General features: G+C 71.8%; 13 protein-coding genes. 8 read left to right on the top strand and 5 right to left on the bottom strand.

Going from position 1 to position 17,491, the window contains the following annotated elements:
- Positions 1 to 211: 211 nt before the first annotated feature.
- Positions 212 to 379, bottom strand: a complete 168-nt coding sequence (locus ACZ7LK_RS28410; RefSeq protein ID WP_462746086.1) for a hypothetical protein — start codon at positions 377 to 379, stop codon at positions 212 to 214.
- Between ACZ7LK_RS28410 and ACZ7LK_RS28405 the strand changes: the two genes are divergently transcribed.
- Positions 312 to 1,859, top strand: coding sequence for an RNA polymerase sigma factor (locus ACZ7LK_RS28405; RefSeq protein WP_392276936.1), 1,548 nt, complete (start codon positions 312 to 314; stop codon positions 1,857 to 1,859). The genes ACZ7LK_RS28410 and ACZ7LK_RS28405 overlap by 68 nt on opposite strands.
- A 157-nt stretch (positions 1,860 to 2,016) precedes the next feature.
- Complete coding sequence (locus ACZ7LK_RS28400; RefSeq protein ID WP_471144047.1) at positions 2,017 to 2,838, top strand: serine protease; 822 nt, start codon at positions 2,017 to 2,019, stop codon at positions 2,836 to 2,838.
- 171 nt (positions 2,839 to 3,009) lie between these two features.
- Here ACZ7LK_RS28400 and ACZ7LK_RS28395 read toward each other — a convergent pair whose 3' ends face one another.
- Positions 3,010 to 3,237, bottom strand: a complete 228-nt coding sequence (locus ACZ7LK_RS28395) for a DUF7455 domain-containing protein (RefSeq protein ID WP_073755413.1) — start codon at positions 3,235 to 3,237, stop codon at positions 3,010 to 3,012.
- Between the two features lie 440 nt (positions 3,238 to 3,677).
- On the opposite strand from ACZ7LK_RS28395, the gene ACZ7LK_RS28390 reads away from it, so the two are divergent.
- The 3 genes from ACZ7LK_RS28390 to ACZ7LK_RS28380 all read left to right on the top strand — a co-directional run bounded on the left by ACZ7LK_RS28390 (position 3,678) and on the right by ACZ7LK_RS28380 (position 8,089).
- Entirely contained in the window at positions 3,678 to 5,795 is a 2,118-nt protein-coding gene (locus ACZ7LK_RS28390) for a DNA gyrase/topoisomerase IV subunit B (RefSeq protein ID WP_392276934.1), read from the top strand.
- Positions 5,796 to 5,999: 204 nt separating this feature from the next.
- Positions 6,000 to 6,497 (top strand): DUF485 domain-containing protein, encoded by a 498-nt coding sequence (locus ACZ7LK_RS28385; RefSeq protein ID WP_471144045.1) that lies wholly within the window; start codon positions 6,000 to 6,002, stop codon positions 6,495 to 6,497.
- A complete protein-coding gene (locus ACZ7LK_RS28380; RefSeq protein ID WP_471144043.1) occupies positions 6,494 to 8,089 on the top strand; it encodes a solute symporter family protein in 1,596 nt (531 codons plus the stop codon). Before ACZ7LK_RS28385 ends, ACZ7LK_RS28380 begins: the two co-directional genes overlap by 4 nt.
- Positions 8,090 to 8,134: 45 nt before the next feature.
- Here the strand turns inward: ACZ7LK_RS28380 and ACZ7LK_RS28375 are convergent, their stop codons facing one another.
- Together ACZ7LK_RS28375 and ACZ7LK_RS28370 are read right to left on the bottom strand one after the other, a co-directional pair.
- A complete protein-coding gene (locus ACZ7LK_RS28375) occupies positions 8,135 to 8,812 on the bottom strand; it encodes a DUF7342 family protein (protein ID WP_392276931.1) in 678 nt (225 codons plus the stop codon).
- The gene (locus ACZ7LK_RS28370; RefSeq protein ID WP_392276930.1) at positions 8,809 to 10,614 is read right to left on the bottom strand and encodes a sensor histidine kinase; all 1,806 of its coding nucleotides are present in this window, start codon (positions 10,612 to 10,614) and stop codon (positions 8,809 to 8,811) included. Before ACZ7LK_RS28370 ends, ACZ7LK_RS28375 begins: the two co-directional genes overlap by 4 nt.
- Positions 10,615 to 10,796: 182 nt before the next feature.
- Here ACZ7LK_RS28370 and ACZ7LK_RS28365 point away from each other — a divergent pair, with 182 nt between their 5' ends.
- Positions 10,797 to 11,897, top strand: coding sequence for a CobW family GTP-binding protein (locus tag ACZ7LK_RS28365; RefSeq protein ID WP_471144041.1), 1,101 nt, complete (start codon positions 10,797 to 10,799; stop codon positions 11,895 to 11,897).
- Positions 11,898 to 11,903: 6 nt separating this feature from the next.
- Here ACZ7LK_RS28365 and ACZ7LK_RS28360 read toward each other — a convergent pair whose 3' ends face one another.
- Positions 11,904 to 14,357 (bottom strand): DNA gyrase/topoisomerase IV subunit A, encoded by a 2,454-nt coding sequence (locus ACZ7LK_RS28360; protein WP_392276928.1) that lies wholly within the window; start codon positions 14,355 to 14,357, stop codon positions 11,904 to 11,906.
- Between the two features lie 261 nt (positions 14,358 to 14,618).
- Here ACZ7LK_RS28360 and ACZ7LK_RS28355 point away from each other — a divergent pair, with 261 nt between their 5' ends.
- Together ACZ7LK_RS28355 and ACZ7LK_RS28350 are read left to right on the top strand one after the other, a co-directional pair.
- A complete protein-coding gene (locus ACZ7LK_RS28355) occupies positions 14,619 to 15,956 on the top strand; it encodes a M16 family metallopeptidase (protein WP_471144094.1) in 1,338 nt (445 codons plus the stop codon).
- The gene (locus ACZ7LK_RS28350) at positions 15,953 to 17,347 is read left to right on the top strand and encodes a M16 family metallopeptidase (RefSeq protein WP_392276927.1); all 1,395 of its coding nucleotides are present in this window, start codon (positions 15,953 to 15,955) and stop codon (positions 17,345 to 17,347) included. The genes ACZ7LK_RS28355 and ACZ7LK_RS28350 overlap by 4 nt, the downstream gene beginning before the upstream one ends.
- The last annotated feature ends 144 nt before the right edge of the window (positions 17,348 to 17,491 follow it).

Raw genomic sequence — 17,491 nt, 5'->3', positions numbered from 1 at the left:
GGTGAGGCCGGTGGCGTACCCGGGTGAACGGCGGATTCGGTGGCGGACTGGGGGGTGACATCCCGGTCTGGGGGTATTTGGACGTATACGGGGTGTGACTCGGGCCACGCGGATTGGGCGTAACGCTCTTCGAAGCCCTGCGATGACCTAAGAGGTGACAGCCGAGGAGGGAATACAGCCGCCGGTTCACGGCGCTGTCCACTTCCGAGGTTCAGCCCGCGTCGTCGGCACATTCCCAGCCGGCGGTCGTCGGCTCCGGCCCGATCATGGGCGGGGCCGGAAGCCGTTTCCATCGTTCCGAGAGGTTGTTCGTGTCGGCCAGCACATCCCGTACGCTCCCGCCGGAGATCGCCGAGTCCGAGTCTGTGATGGCGCTCATCGAGCGGGGAAAGGCTGATGGGCAGATCGCCGGCGATGACGTGCGTCGGGCCTTCGAGGCTGACCAGATTCCGCCAACCCAGTGGAAGAATGTTCTGCGCAGCCTCAATCAGATCCTCGAGGAAGAGGGTGTGACGCTGATGGTCAGTGCAGCGGAGTCGCCGAAGCGCGCCCGCAAGAGCGTCGCAGCGAAGAGCCCGGCAAAGCGCACCGCCACCAAGACCGTCACCGCCAAGACGACCGTGACGAAGTCCGTCGCGGCCGCCGCGGCTCCGGCGGCCCAGAGCGCGGACGCGCCGGCCGACGAGGCCGGTACCCCTGCCAAGAAGGCGGCCGCCAAGAAGACCGCCGCCAAGAAGACGGCGGTCAAGAAGACCGCCGCCAAGAAGACCACCGCCAAGAAGGCCACGTCCAAGAAGGACGCCGACGAGGTCATCGAGGGCGAGGAGCTGCTCGAGGACGTCGCGCCCGGCAAGGGCGAGGACGAGGAGGCCGAGGGCGAGAACAAGGGCTTCGTGCTCTCGGACGAGGACGAGGACGACGCGCCCGCGCAGCAGGTCGCCGTCGCCGGTGCCACGGCCGACCCGGTCAAGGACTACCTGAAGCAGATCGGCAAGGTCCCGCTCCTCAACGCCGAGCAGGAGGTCGAGCTCGCCAAGCGCATCGAGGCCGGTCTGTTCGCCGAGGACAAGCTGGCGAACTCCGACAAGCTGGCCCCGAAGCTCAAGCGCGAGCTGGAGATCATCGCCGAGGACGGCCGCCGCGCCAAGAACCACCTGCTGGAGGCCAACCTCCGTCTCGTGGTCTCCCTGGCCAAGCGCTACACCGGCCGCGGCATGCTCTTCCTGGACCTGATCCAGGAGGGCAACCTGGGTCTGATCCGCGCGGTCGAGAAGTTCGACTACACCAAGGGCTACAAGTTCTCCACGTACGCCACCTGGTGGATCCGTCAGGCGATCACCCGCGCCATGGCCGACCAGGCCCGCACCATCCGTATCCCGGTGCACATGGTCGAGGTCATCAACAAGCTCGCGCGCGTCCAGCGCCAGATGCTCCAGGACCTGGGCCGCGAGCCCACCCCGGAGGAGCTGGCCAAGGAACTGGACATGACCCCCGAGAAGGTCATCGAGGTCCAGAAGTACGGCCGTGAGCCCATCTCGCTGCACACCCCCCTCGGCGAGGACGGCGACAGCGAGTTCGGTGACCTGATCGAGGACTCCGAGGCGGTCGTGCCGGCCGACGCGGTCAGCTTCACGCTCCTCCAGGAGCAGCTCCACTCCGTGCTCGACACCCTGTCCGAGCGCGAGGCGGGCGTGGTCTCCATGCGCTTCGGCCTGACCGACGGCCAGCCGAAGACCCTGGACGAGATCGGCAAGGTCTACGGCGTGACCCGTGAGCGGATCCGCCAGATCGAGTCGAAGACCATGTCGAAGCTGCGCCACCCGTCGCGTTCCCAGGTGCTGCGCGACTACCTCGACTGAGGTCGGACCGTACGGTCGTCCGTAGGCGGAGGGCCCGGTTCCCCGGAGGGGGGCCGGGCCCTCCGGCATGCCCGGGCCGGGTCCCGGCTGGGGTGCGGGCCACGGCACGCTGGCCGACTCTGGGTGAAGCTGGTTCACCGGAGAGTCAGGAGACCGCATGCGTCGTCCCATCAGCCGGAAGCGGACCGCGGCCGTGGCCGCCCTCATGGCCGCGGCCGTCCTGCCGCTCAGTACGCCCGCGCCCGCCGCCGCCGACAGCGTCGTCGTCGGGGGAGAACCGGTGCGAGCCGCCGACAGTCCCTGGGCCGTCGCTCTCTCCAGCCGTGACCGGTTCGGGGGTACGCGCTCGGGCCAGTTCTGCGGCGGTGTGGTCGTCGCGCCCACCAAGGTGGTGACCGCAGCCCACTGTCTCGGGCCGACGGTGCTCGGCACGGACGTCAAGGAGCTGAGCGACCTCAAGGTCATCGCGGGCCGTACGGAGCTACGGGAGGCCGGCGGGCGGGAGATTCCGGTGACCGGGGCGTGGATCAGTCCCCGGTACGACGCCGAGACCCAGTCCGGCGACCTGGCGGTGCTGACGCTGGCGAGCGCGCTGCCGCGCACGTACGTCATCAGGACCGCCCCGCAGGGCGACCCGGCCTACCGGCCCGGGACGAGCGCGGCGGTGTACGGCTGGGGCGACACCTCGGGCAGCGGCTCGTACGCCTACACGCTGCGGGCGGCGAACGTCCAGGTGCTGCCCGACGGCGTGTGCGCGAAGGCCTACCCCGCGGAGGCGGGCGGCGGGGGGTACCTGCCCGCCACGATGCTGTGCGCGGGCGATCCCGACGGCGGCAGGGACGCGTGCCAGGGAGACAGCGGGGGGCCGCTGGTGGCCCGTGGGCGGCTCATCGGACTGGTGTCCTGGGGGAGCGGCTGTGGCGAGGCGGGGAGCCCGGGGGTCTACACCCGTGTCTCGGCGGTGCTGCCGCCCCTGTGACGGCCCCGGCGGGGCCGGGCGGGAGGACCGTGAGGAGCCCGGCCAGGGCCGGGCGGCCCGCGCGGAGCGGCGGGAACGGGGCATGAGAACGGGCGACCGCCCCCTGGTGGTGGGGGCGGTCGCCCGCCGGCCGGTCCGGGACCGGCCCCTGGCTCGTCGTGGATGCGAGTGTCAGCGGTCCTCTTCGACTGCGTTCGGCACGGTGGTGAGCCGGTCCGTCTCATCCTGTATTTCCGCGGCGATCTTCTTGAGTTCCGGCTCGAACTTGCGCCCGTGGTGGGCGCAGAAGAGCAGTTCACCACCGCTGGTCAGCACGACGCGCAGATATGCCTGGGCGCCACAGCGGTCGCAGCGGTCGGCGGCCGTCAGCGGGCTCGCGGGGGTCAGAACAGTAGTCACGTCGCCTCTTCTCTAGCTCGACGAGCTGTCGTACCAGGGTCAACATCCAACCAGGCCGAAAACGTTCCCGCTCGTGGCTTTTCCTTGAAACTTCTTCCAAGGAGGCTGTCTGCTGCCGGTTGGCGGCGAATGAGCCGTATTGCGGTGCTCTACGGGTTTCGCGTTGCTTGTCTCGTTCAGTCTCGTTCAGCCCTCCCGGCGGATGCCGGTTGTTCATGAGGACGTGCCCGGAGCCTAAATGGTTCATGCCTCGAAGGGAACGTGATGTCCACGTCACTCCATCGAGGGATCGAACACCCTTGCGACTCTGGACTAGCATGAGTTTTCACGTGGGTGGCGTGACAACGGCTCTACCAGGCCTCTGTACCCTCTGACCGGTGACAGACGCCGGGCCTTTACCCCCACAGGCCACTTTCCAAATTCAGCGAGGAGCGAACCGCGTGACCGCCGATACGTCCGTGCCGTCCAGTGCGCTGCTGACCGCAGACCGTGACGGTTCCAACTACACCGCGCGGCACCTGCTCGTCCTTGAGGGGCTCGAGGCGGTTCGCAAGCGGCCCGGCATGTACATCGGGTCCACCGACAGCCGGGGCCTGATGCACTGCCTGTGGGAGATCATCGACAACTCGGTCGACGAGGCCCTGGGCGGGTACTGCGACCACATCGAAGTCATCCTCCACGACGACGGCTCGGTGGAGGTGCGGGACAACGGCCGCGGCATCCCCGTGGACGTCGAGCCCAAGACCGGCCTCTCCGGCGTCGAGGTCGTCATGACCAAGCTGCACGCCGGCGGCAAGTTCGGCGGCGGCTCGTACGCGGCGTCCGGCGGCCTGCACGGCGTGGGCGCCTCCGTGGTGAACGCGCTCTCGGCCCGGCTCGACGTCGAGGTCGACCGCAGCAGCTCCACCCATGCCATCAGCTTCCGCCGCGGCGTCCCCGGGATCTTCACCGAGTCCGGCCCGGACGCCCCGTTCGACCCGGGCAACGGGCTGCGCAAGACCAAGCGCGTGCCGAAGGCCCGCACCGGCACCCGCGTCCGGTACTGGGCGGACCGCCAGATCTTCCTCAAGGACGCCAAGCTCTCCCTGGAGAACCTGCACCAGCGCGCCCGCCAGACCGCCTTCCTGGTGCCCGGCCTCACCATCGTCGTCCGCGACGAGCGCGGCCTGGAGGGGGAGGGCAAGACCGAGGAGACGTTCCGCTTCGACGGGGGCATCAGCGAGTTCTGCGAGTACCTGGCGCAGGACAAGGCCGTCTGCGACGTCCTCCGGCTGACCGGCCAGGGCACCTTCAAGGAGACCGTGCCCGTCCTCGACGAGCGCGGCCACATGACGCCCACCGAGGTCACCCGCGAGCTCGGCGTCGACGTCGCGCTGCGCTGGGGCACCGGGTACGACTCGTCGGTCAAGTCGTTCGTGAACATCATCGCCACCCCCAAGGGCGGCACCCACGTCACCGGCTTCGAGCGCGCGGTCACCAGGACGATGAACGAGGTCCTGCGCTCCGCCAAGCTGCTGCGCGTCGCCGAGGACGACATCGTCAAGGACGACGCCCTGGAGGGCCTCACCGCCGTGGTGACCGTCCGGCTCGCCGAGCCGCAGTTCGAGGGCCAGACCAAGGAGGTCCTCGGGACGTCGGCGGCCAACCGGATCGTCGCCAACGTGGTCGCCAAGGAGCTGAAGGCCTTCCTGACCTCCACCAAGCGCGACGCCAAGGCCCAGGCCCGTGCGGTGCTGGAGAAGGCCGTCGCCGCCGCCCGTACGCGGATCGCGGCCCGCCAGCACAAGGAGGCGCAGCGCCGGAAGACCGCCCTGGAGTCCTCCTCGCTGCCCGCCAAGCTGGCCGACTGCCGCAGCGACGACGTGGAGCGCAGCGAGCTCTTCATCGTCGAGGGCGACTCCGCGCTCGGTACGGCCAAGCTCGCCCGCAACAGTGAGTTCCAGGCGCTCCTGCCGATCCGCGGCAAGATCCTCAACGTCCAGAAGTCGTCCGTCTCCGACATGCTCAAGAACGCCGAGTGCGGGGCGATCATCCAGGTCATAGGGGCGGGGTCCGGCCGGACCTTCGACATCGACGCCGCGCGGTACGGCAAGATCGTCCTGCTCGTGGACGCCGATGTCGACGGCGCGCACATCCGCTGCCTGCTGCTGACGCTGTTCCAGCGCTACATGCGGCCGATGGTCGAGGCGGGCCGCGTCTTCGCCGCCGTACCGCCGCTGCACCGCATCGAGCTGGTCCAGCCCAAGAAGGGCCAGGACAAGTACGTCTACACGTACTCGGACAACGAGCTGCGGCAGACACTGCTGGAGTTCCAGCGCAAGGGCGTCCGCTACAAGGACTCCATCCAGCGCTACAAGGGCCTCGGTGAGATGGACGCCGACCAGCTCGCGGAGACCACGATGGACCCCCGGCACCGCACCCTGCGCCGGATCAACATCGGTGACCTCGAGTCCTCGGAGCAGGTCTTCGACCTGCTGATGGGCAACGACGTGGCGCCCCGCAAGGAGTTCATCACCAGCTCCGCCGCGACGCTGGACCGCTCGCGCATCGACGCCTGACCCGCGCCGGCGCCTACGCGCGCCGCTCCCCGGCGGTCCGCCCGACCGACGTCCCGGCTCCCCCCATACCGTACGGAGCCGGGACATGGGGCACGACATCACCTGATGGGGTGAAGAGCGGAAAGAGAAGAGTCCGGGATGTTCCCGGTCTGCCCATCCTTGTCTACGCGGCCGAAACGGTTCGCCGACAAGGAGAGTTGACCGGTGGAGAACAGGGAAGGGCTCGATCCCGCCACGGCGCGGATCGATGACCCGTGGTACGACGCACTGGCCTCCGGCTGGGGCGAGACGGACGGCGCCGGGACACCGGCGCCGGTGGTGCCCGGCCCCGCGCGGCCGCCCCACGAGCGGCCCGCCGCGGCCGACATCTACCTGGAGGTGCAGCGCAGCGCCGCCTTCCAGGAGGTCCGCGACCGCTACCGGCGCTTCGTCGGCCCGGCGGTCCTGGCCTTCCTCACCTGGTACCTGGCCTACGTCGTGGCGGCCACCACGGCGCCGCAGTTCATGTCCCGCCCGGTGGCCGGAGCGGTCAACGTGGCGATGGTCGCCGGACTCGGCCAGTTCCTCACCACCTTCGCGCTGACCTGGGCGTATGTACGCCACGCCCGACTGCACCGGGACCGCGCGGCGCTCGATCTGCGCTGGACCGTGTTCGACCAGGAGCGGGGCCGGGGCCTGATCCGAGGGGCGGTTGAGCGTTGACCGGAGACCACCAGGCCCTCGCGCTCCTGCTGTTCAGCGCGTTCATCGCCAGCACGCTGGCGATCACCACCTGGGTCAGCCGCCACCGGCGCGGCTCGGCCGAGGAGTTCTACGCCGGAGGGCGGCTGTTCTCGCCCATGGAGAACGGCTTCGCGATCTCCGGCGACTACATGTCCGCCGCGTCCTTCCTGGGCATCTCCGGCCTGATCGCGCTCTTCGGCTACGACGGCATGCTCTACTCGGTCGGCTTCCTGGTCGCCTGGCTCGTCGTGCTCCTCCTGGTCGCCGAACTCGTCCGCAACTGCGGCCGCTTCACGCTCGCCGACGTGATCACGGCACGGATGCGCGAGCGGCCGGTCCGGATCGCCACCGGGACGTCCTCGGTGACCGTGTCCGTGCTCTACCTGGTGGCGCAGATGGTGGGCGCCGGCAGCCTGGTCGCGCTGCTGCTGGGCGGCACGAGCGAGGCCGCGCGGTCCTGGACCGTGATCGGTGTCGGCGCCCTCATGGTCGTCTACGTGTCGCTGGGCGGTATGCGCGCCACCACCTGGATCCAGATCGTCAAGGCCGTACTGCTGATGGCGGGCGCGCTGGCGCTCACCGTGCTCGTCCTGCTGCGCTTCCACGGCGACGTCAACCAGCTCCTCACCGCCGCGGCCGAACGCAGCGGGCACGGGCGGGACTTCCTCTCGCCGGGGCTCAAGTACGGCGGTGACCCGGTCGCCCGCCTGGACTTCATCAGCCTCGGCCTCGCCCTGGTGCTGGGCACCGCCGGGCTGCCGCACATCCTCGCCCGCTTCTACACCGTGCCGACCGCGCGGGCCGCCCGCCGCTCGGTCGTCTGGGCCATCGGCCTCATCGGCAGCTTCTACCTGATGACCATCGTCCTGGGCTTCGGCGCGGCCGCGCTCGTCGGGCCCGAGGAGGTACGGGCGTCGAACGCCGCGGGCAACACGGCCGTCCCGCTCCTCGCCCTCGACCTGGGCGGGGGCGCGGGCACGACCGGTGGGGCGGTGCTGTTCGCGGTGGTCGCCGCGGTGGCCTTCGCCACGATCCTCGCCGTCGTCGCGGGCATCACCCTGGCGTCGTCCGCGTCCGTCGCCCACGACCTGTACGCCTCGCTGAAGCGCCCCGGCGGCAAGCGGCGGTACGGAGAGGTCGCGGTGGCACGCGTCGCCGCGGCCGGCGTCGGGGCGGTCGCGATCGCGCTCGGCCTGCTGGCCCGCGACCTGAACGTGGCGTTCCTCGTCGGGCTGGCCTTCGCGGTCGCCGCCTCCGCGAACCTCCCGGTGCTGCTGTTCTCCCTGTTCTGGCGGAACTTCACCACGCGCGGGGCGGTCTGGTCGGTGTACGGGGGGCTCGTCCCGGCCGTCCTGCTGGTGCTGCTCTCGCCCGTCGTCTCGGGCAGCCCCGAGGCGCTCTTCCCCGGCGTGGACTTCCAGGTCTTCCCGCTCCAGAACCCCGGCATGGTCTCCATTCCGCTGGGCTTCCTGGCCGGCTGGCTGGGTACGGTCACCTCGCCCGAGGCCCCGGACGAGGCCGGGCACGCCGAGACCGAGGTACGGGCCCTGACGGGCGCGGGCGCGGTCTAGGGGAGACGACCCGGGGCGGGTGCCGGAAGTCCCGTCCGGCCGGGGTCAGGAGGTGGCCCAGGTGTAGCGGTGCTCGGGACGCCCGGTCTCCCCGTACCGCAACGACAGGCGGACCCGGCCCGCCCGCTCCAGCAGCTTCAGATACCGCTGGGCCGTCTGCCGGCTCACCCCCGCCCGCTCCGCGATCTCCTGCGCGGACAGCGGGCCGTCGGCGGCGAGCAGCACCTGCCGTACGAGCTCGGCCGTGGTGGGGGAGTGGCCCTTGGGGAGGTCGGGCGCGCCCGAGGCGACCGAGAGGGCGCCGAAGATCCGGTCCACCTCCGCCTGCTCGGCCTCACCACCGCCCTCCAGGGCGCTGCGCAGCGCCGCGTACGCCTCCAGCTTGGGGCGCAGGCCCGCGAAGTTGAACGGTTTCACCAGGTACTGGAGCGCGCCGTGGCGCTGCGCCGCCCGGACGGTGGCGACGTCCCGGGCCGCCGTCACCATGATCACGTCGGTCTGGTGCCCGCGCCGCCGCAGCTCCCGTACGACCGCCAGGCCGTTGCCGTCCGGCAGGTAGTGGTCGAGCAGGATCAGGTCGACCGCCGTGTCCTCCACCCGTGCGAGGGCCTCGGCCGCCGTGTGGGCCGACGCGACCACCCGGAAGCCCGGCACCTTGGCGACGTACGCGGCGTTGATCCGCGCGACCCGGACGTCGTCGTCCACCACCAGCACGCCGATCACCGGGCACCCCCCGGCCCCGCCGGCCGGCCCTCCGGGTGCGTCCCGGCCCCGGGCGCCGTCCCACGGGCCGCGGGAACCGCGGGAGCGTCCCCGTGCGGCGGGTCCCCGGCGGGGCCGCCGCGCCCGGCCCGGTCACCGGCGGCGGGAGCGGGGTCCGTCAGGGCCTCGGGGAGCACCACGGTGAACTCCGCCCCGCCATCCGGGCCGGCGGACACCCGGGCGCTGCCGCCCCGGCGCTCCGCGAGCCGGCGCACCATGGCCAGACCCAGCCCGCGGCGCCCCCCGTGGGCGGGGAGGTCCTTGGTGGACCAGCCCTCCGTGAAGACCAGCTCCCGCCGCTCGGGCGGCACACCGGGCCCGCTGTCGGTGACCCGCAGGACGGCCGTACGGCCCTCCGCACGCAGCTCGGCCTCCACGAGCGGCCGCTCGGAGCCCGCCGCCGCGTCGACCGCGTTGTCGACGAGGTTGCCGACCACGGTCACCAGCTCGCGCGGCTCCACCACCCGGTCCGGCAGCAGCGTGCCGGGCGTCAGACGCAGCGAGACGCCCCGCTCGGCCGCCACCGTGGCCTTGCCCACGAGGAGTGCGGCCAGCAGCGGGTCGTGGACCTTCTCGGTGACCTGCTCGGCGGTCGCCCGGTGCACGCCCACCACCTCGGTGACGTACTCCACCGCCTCCTCGTGCATACGGAGCTCCAGCAGCCCCAGCAGCGTGTGCATCCGGTTCGCGTGCTCGTGGTCCTGGGCCCGCAGCGCGTCGATCAGGCCCCGCGTGGAGTCCAGCTCGCGCCCGAGCCGCTCCAGCTCGGTCCGGTCGCGCAGTGTCGCCACGGCGCCGCCGTCGTCCGTCGGCATCCGGTTGGCGATCAGCACCCGGTGCCCGCGCACGGTCAGCAGGTCCTCGCCGGCCACCCGTCCGGCCAGCACGTCGGCGGTCCGGCCCGGGCCGAGCGCGTCCTCCAGAGGGCGCCCGGTGGCCTCGGGCCCCACGCCCAGCAGCCGCTGCGCCTCGTCGTTCAGCAGCCGGATCCGCCCGTGGCCGTCCAGTGCCACGACCCCCTCGCGAATGCCGTGCAGCATCGCCTCCCGCTCCGCGAGCAGCGCCGAGATGTCGGAGAAGGCCAGGTCATGGGTGCGGCGCTGGAGACGCCGGGAGATCAGGTACGCGGCCAGCGCCCCGACCGCGAGGGCCCCGCCGGCGTAGGCGAGCAGGCCGGGGATCGCGGCCAGCAACCGGGCGCGGACACTGTCGTACTCGATGCCGACCGACACCGCGCCGACGATCCCGCCCGTCGCGTCGCGCAGCGGGACCTTGCCGCGCGCGGAGCGGCCGAGCGTACCGCTGTCGATCTCCATCACGTCCCGGCCCGCCAGGGCCTCGCTGGGGTCGGTGGACACGACCTTGCCGATCTTGAGGGGGTCGGGGTGCGACCACCGCACCCCCCGCCGGTCCATGATCACGACGTATTCGGCGCCGGTGGCCCTCCTGATCCGTTCGGCCTCCGCCTGGACGGGCCCGGCGGCGCTCGGCGGCGTGTCCGTCAGCTCCTCGGCCACCCGGTCCGAGGCGGCCGTCCCGGCGATCGCCAGGGCCCGCCGCATCGCCTGGTCATCGAGCTGGGCGCTGAGCGGGGCCAGGAACAGGCCGGTGGCCAGCACGGTGACGCCGGTGACGATGGCCAGGTGCATCAGCAGGACCTGGGAGAACACCCGCCGCGGCCGGCCGGACCACCGGCGCCGGGCCTCCGCGCGGCGCGGGGGCGGCGTCGCGGGGGTGGGCGGCGGGGGCGCGGCGGGGTGCATGCCAGGAACCGTAAGGGGAGCCCCGCCCTTCGCGAAATGTCCGCCGTCACGCCCGCCTATCCTGGGGGCCGCCGAGTGACGGCCGCCGGGCGCCGACCGCCGACGCCGATGGCCGACCGCCCAAGCCGATGTCCGACCACCGCTGAGGCCGACCGCCGGCCGCCGAACGAGAAGGGTGCGCCTTGAGCAGCGTGCAGCAGATCCCCGTAGTCGTCCTCGCGGGCTTCCTGGGGTCGGGCAAGACGACCCTGCTGAACCATCTGCTGCGCAGAGCCAGAGGCACCCGCATCGGCGTCATGGTCAACGACTTCGGCTCGATCGAGATCGACGCCATGACCGTCGCCGGGCAGGTCGGCTCCACCGTCTCCCTGGGCAACGGCTGCCTGTGCTGCGCCGTCGACGCGAGCGAGCTCGACACCTACCTGGAGACCCTCACCCGGCCCTCCTCGCGCCTCGACGTCATCGTCATCGAGGCGAGCGGCCTCGCCGAGCCCCAGGAACTGGTGCGGATGATCCTCGCCAGCGACAACGAGCGCGTGGTGTACGGCGGGCTGGTCCAGGTCGTGGACGCCGCCGAGTTCGACGCCACCCGGGAGCGGCATCCCGAGACCGACCGTCACCTGGGCATCGCCGACCTCGTCGTCGTCAACAAGGCCGACCGGGTCGACCCGGGGGAACTGCGGCGCGTCCACACCGCCGTCACCGGCCTCGCCGGGCGTGCCGCGGTGATCGACGCCGCCTACGGCAGGGTCGACCCCGAGCTCCTGTTCGACCGCGCCGCCCGCACCGACGACGACGGCCCGCGCCAGCTCACCTTCGAGGACCTGGACGAGCTGTACGTCGTGCCGGAGGTCCACCCGCACGCCGGCTACGACACGGTCTCGTTCACCGCCGACGCGCCGATGCACCCGCGGCGGCTGCTGGACTTCCTGGACTCCCGCCCGGACGGTCTCTACCGGATCAAGGGCTTCGTCGACTTCGGCACCCTCGACCCGGCGAACCGCTACACCCTGCACGCGGTCGGCCGCTTCCTGCGCTTCTACCCCGAGCCCTGGCCGCGCGGGGAGCAGCGCCTCACCCAGCTCGTCCTCATCGGCTCCGGCACGGACGGCGACGCCCTGCACAAGGCCCTCGACGACTGCCGCGTCACCGGCCCGCGGGACACGCCCGAGGAGCACAGCATGTGGGGCGTCCTGCGGTACGTACCGGACCGGCCGGACCCGGGGACGGACCAGGACCGGCCGGAACCGGACGGGTACCTACCGGACCGGCCGGAGCAGTAGCCGCGGTTACGACGCCGGGCCGGCCAGCACCTCCACCTGCTTCGCGAGCGGTGTGCCCGAGCCGTCCCGGCGCGGGTCGATCTCCGGCAGGTCCACCGGGGTGCCGTTCTTCTGCGCCGCACGGGCCGGCGCGGCCCCCGCCCAGGCCAGGACCAGCACGTCCTCGCCCTTGAGGAAGCGCTGGCAGCGCACACCGCCCGTCGCGCGGCCCTTGCGCGGGTACTGGTCGAACGGGGTGAGCTTGACCGAGGTGGCCGCCGTCGGGTCCAGGGCACCGGACGAGCCGGCGGCCGTGAACACCACCGCGTCCTGCGCCGGGTCGACCGCGGTGAACGAGAGCACCTCGGCCCCCGCCGCCAGCTTGATGCCGGCCATGCCGCCCGCCGGACGGCCCTGCGGCCGCACCGCCGAGGCCGGGAACCGCAGCAGCTGCGCGTCGGAGGTGATGAAGACCAGGTCCTCCTCGCCCGTGCGCAGCTCGGCCGCGCCGACGATCCGGTCACCCTCCTTGAGGCCGATGACCTCCAACTCCTCCTTGTTCGCCGGATAGTCCGGCACCACCCGCTTGACCACGCCCTGGAGGGTGCCGATGGCCAGGCCCGGCGAGGACTCGTCGAGGGTCGTCAGGCACATCACCGCCTCGTCCTTCTCCAGCGTCAGGAACTCCGACACCTGCGCCCCGCCCGACAGGTTCGGCGCGGACGCCGTGTCCGGGAGCTGCGGGAGGTCGATCACCGACAGCCGCAGCAGCCGCCCGGCGGACGTCACCACGCCGACCTCGCCGCGCTGCGTCGCCGGCACCGCCGAGACGATCACGTCGTGCTTGGTGCGCCTGCCGCCGCTGTCCGGGAGCGGCTCCCCGCTCGCCGTGCGGGCCAGCAGCCCCGTCGACGACAGCAGCACCCGGCACGGGTCGTCCGCCACCTCCAGCGACGCCGCCGCGACCGGCGCGCCCGCCGACTCCAGCAGGACCGTGCGCCGCTCCGTACCGAACTTCTTCGCCACGGCCGCCAGTTCCGAGGAGACCAGCTTGCGCAGCTCCGCGTCCGAATCCAGGATCCGGGTCAGTTCCTCGATCTCGCTGTTCAGCCGGTCCCGCTCGCTCTCCAGCTCGATCCGGTCGAACTTGGTCAGCCGGCGCAGCGGCGTGTCCAGGATGTACTGCGTCTGGATCTCGCTCAGCGAGAAGCGCTCGATCAGCCGCTCCTTGGCCTGCGCCGAGTTGTCGCTCGACCGGATGACCCGGATGACCTCGTCGATGTCGAGCAGCGCCACCAGCAGGCCCTCGACCAGGTGCAGCCGGTCGCGCTTCTTGCCGCGCCGGAACTCGCTGCGCCGCCGGACCACCTCGAAGCGGTGGTCCAGATAGACCTCCAGCAGCTCCTTGAGACCCAGCGTGAGCGGCTGCCCGTCGACCAGCGCCACGTTGTTGATACCGAAGGACTCCTCCATCGGCGTCAGCTTGTAGAGCTGCTCCAGCACGGCCTCCGGGATGAAGCCGTTCTTGACCTCGATGACCAGCCGCAGCCCGTGCTCGCGGTCGGTCAGGTCCTTGACGTCCGCGATGCCCTGGAGCTTCTTGGCGGCCACCAGGTCCTTGATCTTGGCGATCACCTTCTCGGGACCGACCGCGAAGGGCAGTTCGGTGACGACCAGGCCCTTGCGGCGCGCCGTCACGTTCTCCACGGACACCGTCGCGCGGATCTTGAACGAGCCGCGGCCCGACTCGTACGCGTCCTTGATGCCCGACAGGCCCACGATCCGGCCGCCGGTCGGCAGGTCGGGGCCCGGCACGTACCGCATCAGGGTGTCCAGGTCGGCGCCCGGGTGCCGGATCAGGTGGCGGGCGGCGGCGATGACCTCGCCCAGGTTGTGCGGGGGCATGTTGGTGGCCATGCCGACCGCGATCCCGGACGCGCCGTTCACCAGCAGGTTCGGGAAGGCGGCGGGCAGCGCGGCCGGCTCGCGCTCCTGACCGTCGTAGTTCGGGTTGAAGTCGACCGTGTCCTCGTCGATCGACTCCGTCATCAGGGACGTCGCGTCGGCCATCCGGCACTCGGTGTACCGCATCGCCGCCGGCGGGTCGTCGTTGCCCAGGGAGCCGAAGTTGCCGTGCCCGTCCACCAGCGGCAGGCGCATCGAGAACGGCTGCGCCATGCGCACCAGGGCGTCGTAGATCGACGCGTCGCCGTGCGGGTGGAGCTTGCCCATCACCTCGCCGACCACCCGGGCGCACTTCACGAAGCCGCGCTCGGGCCGCAGCCCCATCTCGTTCATCTGGTACACGATCCGGCGGTGCACCGGCTTCATGCCGTCACGGGCGTCCGGCAGGGCCCGGGAGTAGATCACCGAGTACGCGTACTCGAGGAAGGAGCCCTGCATTTCGTCGACGACGTCGATGTCGAGGATCTTCTCCTCGAAGTCGTCGGGCTGCGTGGTCTTCGTGCTGCGGCGGGCCATCGCGGCTGCGGCTCCTTCACCAACAAGGTTGATCTGACGACGCCCATTGTGGACCGTCCCACTGACAACGCCGACCGCGACCCGGAAGAGGGACGCGACGGGGATCCGGGAACTCCACCGGGTGTCAGTCCGCTTGCATACAGTGGCAGGACTTCCACAGCGGTCCACGGCAGGTCGCGAGGGCCGCATACAGTGGCAGGACTTCCCAGCGGCCCGCAGCTGGATCTTTCCCCCATAGCGATCGAAGGGACGTACATGCCCATGGGTCACACGGCCACAGCCCAGGCCGGCTCCGGCGGCCTGACAGCGACCGAGCACCGCCTGGCCAACGGCCTGCGCGTGGTGCTCTCCGAGGACCACCTGACCCCGGTCGCCGCGGTCTGCCTCTGGTACGACGTCGGCTCCCGCCACGAGGTCGAGGGCCGCACCGGCCTGGCCCACCTCTTCGAGCACCTGATGTTCCAGGGGTCGAAGCAGGTCCAGGGCAACGGCCACTTCGAACTGGTGCAGGGTGCCGGCGGCTCCCTCAACGGTACGACCAGCTTCGAGCGCACCAACTACTTCGAGACCGTACCCGCCCACCAGCTCGAGCTGGCGCTGTGGCTGGAAGCCGACCGGATGGGCTCCCTGCTCGCCGCGCTCGACGACGAGTCCATGGAGAACCAGCGGGACGTCGTCAAGAACGAGCGCCGCCAGCGGTACGACAACGTTCCGTACGGCACGGCCTTCGAGAAGCTGACCGCCCTCGCCTACCCCGAGGGCCACCCGTACCACCACACCCCGATCGGCTCCATGGCGGACCTGGACGCCGCCACCCTGGAGGACGCGCGGAACTTCTTCCGCACGTACTACGCGCCCAACAACGCCGTCCTGTCGGTCGTCGGCGACATCGACCCCGAGCAGACGCTCGCCTGGGTCGAGAAGTACTTCGGCTCCATCCCCTCCCACGACGGCAAGCAGCCGCCCCGGGGCGGGACGCTGCCCGAGGTCATCGGCGAGCAGCTCCGTGAGGTCGTCGTCGAGGAGGTGCCGGCCCGCGCCCTGATGGCCGCCTACCGGCTCCCGCACGACGGCACCCGCGAGTGCGACGCCGCCGACATCGCCCTCACGGTCCTGGGCGGCGGCGAGTCGTCGCGGCTGCACAACCGCCTGGTGCGCCGCGACCGCACGGCCGTGGCCGCCGGCTTCGGCCTGCTCCGTCTGGCGGGCGCCCCCTCGCTCGGCTGGCTGGACGTCAAGACGTCCGGTGGCGTCGAGGTCCCCGACATCGAGGCGGCCGTCGACGACGAGCTCGCCCGGTTCGCCGCCGAGGGCCCCACGCCCGAGGAGATGGAGCGCGCCCAGGCCCAGCTCGAGCGCGAGTGGCTGGACCGGCTCGGCACGGTCGCCGGCCGCGCCGACGAACTGTGCCGGTTCGCCGTGCTGTTCGGCGACCCCCAGCTCGCCCTGACCGCCGTCCAGCGCGTCCTGGACGTCACCGCCGAGGAGGTGCAGGCGGTGGCCAAGGCCCGCCTCCGCCCCGACAACCGGGCGGTGCTGGTCTACGAACCCGCCGGCACCGACCACAGCGACCAGGTAGAAGAGGGAGCCGACCAGTGAGCGACGCCGCTGTGTCCCTGACGTCCATGGAGTTCCACCCGCAGCCCCAGGCGGGCACGCCCAAGCCGTGGGCCTTCCCCGCGCCCGACCGCGGCACGCTGGACAACGGCCTGACCGTGCTGCGCTGCCACCGTCCCGGCCAGCAGGTCGTGGCCGTCGAGATCTTCCTCGCCGCCCCGCTGGAGGCCGAGCCCGAGGGCCTGGACGGCGTCGCCACGATCATGGCGCGGGCCCTCTCCGAAGGCACCGACAAGCACTCGGCGGAGGAGTTCGCCGCAGAGCTGGAGCGCTGCGGCGCCACCCTCGACGCGCACGCCGACCACCCCGGTGTACGCGTCTCCCTGGAGGTCCCCGTCTCCCGGCTCGGCAAGGCCCTCGGACTGGTCGCCGAGGCCCTGCGCGCCCCCGCGTTCGCCGACAGCGAGGTCGAGCGGCTCGTCCGCAACCGGCTGGACGAGATCCCGCACGAGATCGCCAACCCGGGCCGCCGTGCCGCCATGCAGCTCTCCAAGGAGCTGTTCCCGGCCACCTCCCGCATGTCCCGCCCCCGCCAGGGCACCGAGGAGACCGTCGCCCGGATCGACGCGGCGGCCGTGCGCGCCTTCTACGAGGCGCACATGCGTCCCGCCACCGCCACCGCGGTCGTCGTCGGCGACCTCACCGGCGTCGACCTCGACGCGGTGCTCGCCGACACCATCGGCGCCTGGACCGGCGACTCGGCCGAGCCCCGCCCCGTGCCGCCCGTGACGGCGGACGACAGCGGCAGGGTCGTCATCGTCGACCGCCCCGGCGCCGTGCAGACCCAGCTCCTCATCGGCCGGATCGGCCCCGACCGGCACGACCGGGTCTGGCCCGCCCAGGTGCTCGGCACCTACTGCCTGGGCGGCACGCTCACCTCCCGCCTCGACAAGGTCCTGCGCGAGGAGAAGGGCTACACCTACGGCGTACGGGCCTTCGGCCAGGTACTGCGCTCCGGCCCGGACGGCGGGGCCGCCATGCTCGCCATCAGCGGCTCGGTCGACACCCCGAACACCGGCCCGGCCCTCGACGACCTGTGGAAGGTGCTGCGTACCCTCGCCGCCGAGGGACTGACCGACGCCGAGCGCGAGACGGCCGTGCAGAACCTGGTGGGCGTCGCCCCCCTCAAGTACGAGACGGCCGCCTCCGTCGCGGGCACCCTCGCCGACCAGGTCGAGCAGCACCTCCCCGACGACTTCCAGGCGCAGATGTACGCCCGGCTCGCCGAGACGGGCACCGTGGAGGCCACCGCGGCGGTCGTCAGCGCCTTCCCGGTGGACCGTCTGGTCACGGTCCTCGTCGGGGACGCCGCTCGGATCAAGGAGCCCGTCGAGGCGCTCGGAATCGGCCAAGTGACCGTGGTCACCGGCTGATTGACGCTGTCGCCCCGCTTCCGCGACCGCTCCCGGACCCCGGCGTCCCCCGACGCCGGGGTCCACCCGTGTCCCCCTCCCGGATGCCCGGCCAAATGTCCGGTTTGTTGCGGAGATTCGGTGTCTGCCCTGTGGCGTGCGCTA

This window comes from Streptomyces sp. NPDC039423 (assembly GCF_055598725.1).
This window is presented reverse-complemented; position numbering and strand designations above follow the sequence as displayed.

What these genes read in the sequence shown, in the direction of transcription:
- ACZ7LK_RS28410 (WP_462746086.1), bottom strand. Translation starts at nt 379, where the DNA reads ATGAGCGCCATCACAGACTCGGACTCGGCGATCTCCGGCGGGAGCGTA.
- ACZ7LK_RS28400 (WP_471144047.1), top strand. Translation starts at nt 2,017, where the DNA reads ATGCGTCGTCCCATCAGCCGGAAGCGGACCGCGGCCGTGGCCGCCCTC.
- ACZ7LK_RS28370 (WP_392276930.1), bottom strand. Translation starts at nt 10,614, where the DNA reads ATGCACCCCGCCGCGCCCCCGCCGCCCACCCCCGCGACGCCGCCCCCG.
- ACZ7LK_RS28360 (WP_392276928.1), bottom strand. Translation starts at nt 14,357, where the DNA reads ATGGCCCGCCGCAGCACGAAGACCACGCAGCCCGACGACTTCGAGGAG.
- ACZ7LK_RS28355 (WP_471144094.1), top strand. Translation starts at nt 14,619, where the DNA reads ATGGGTCACACGGCCACAGCCCAGGCCGGCTCCGGCGGCCTGACAGCG.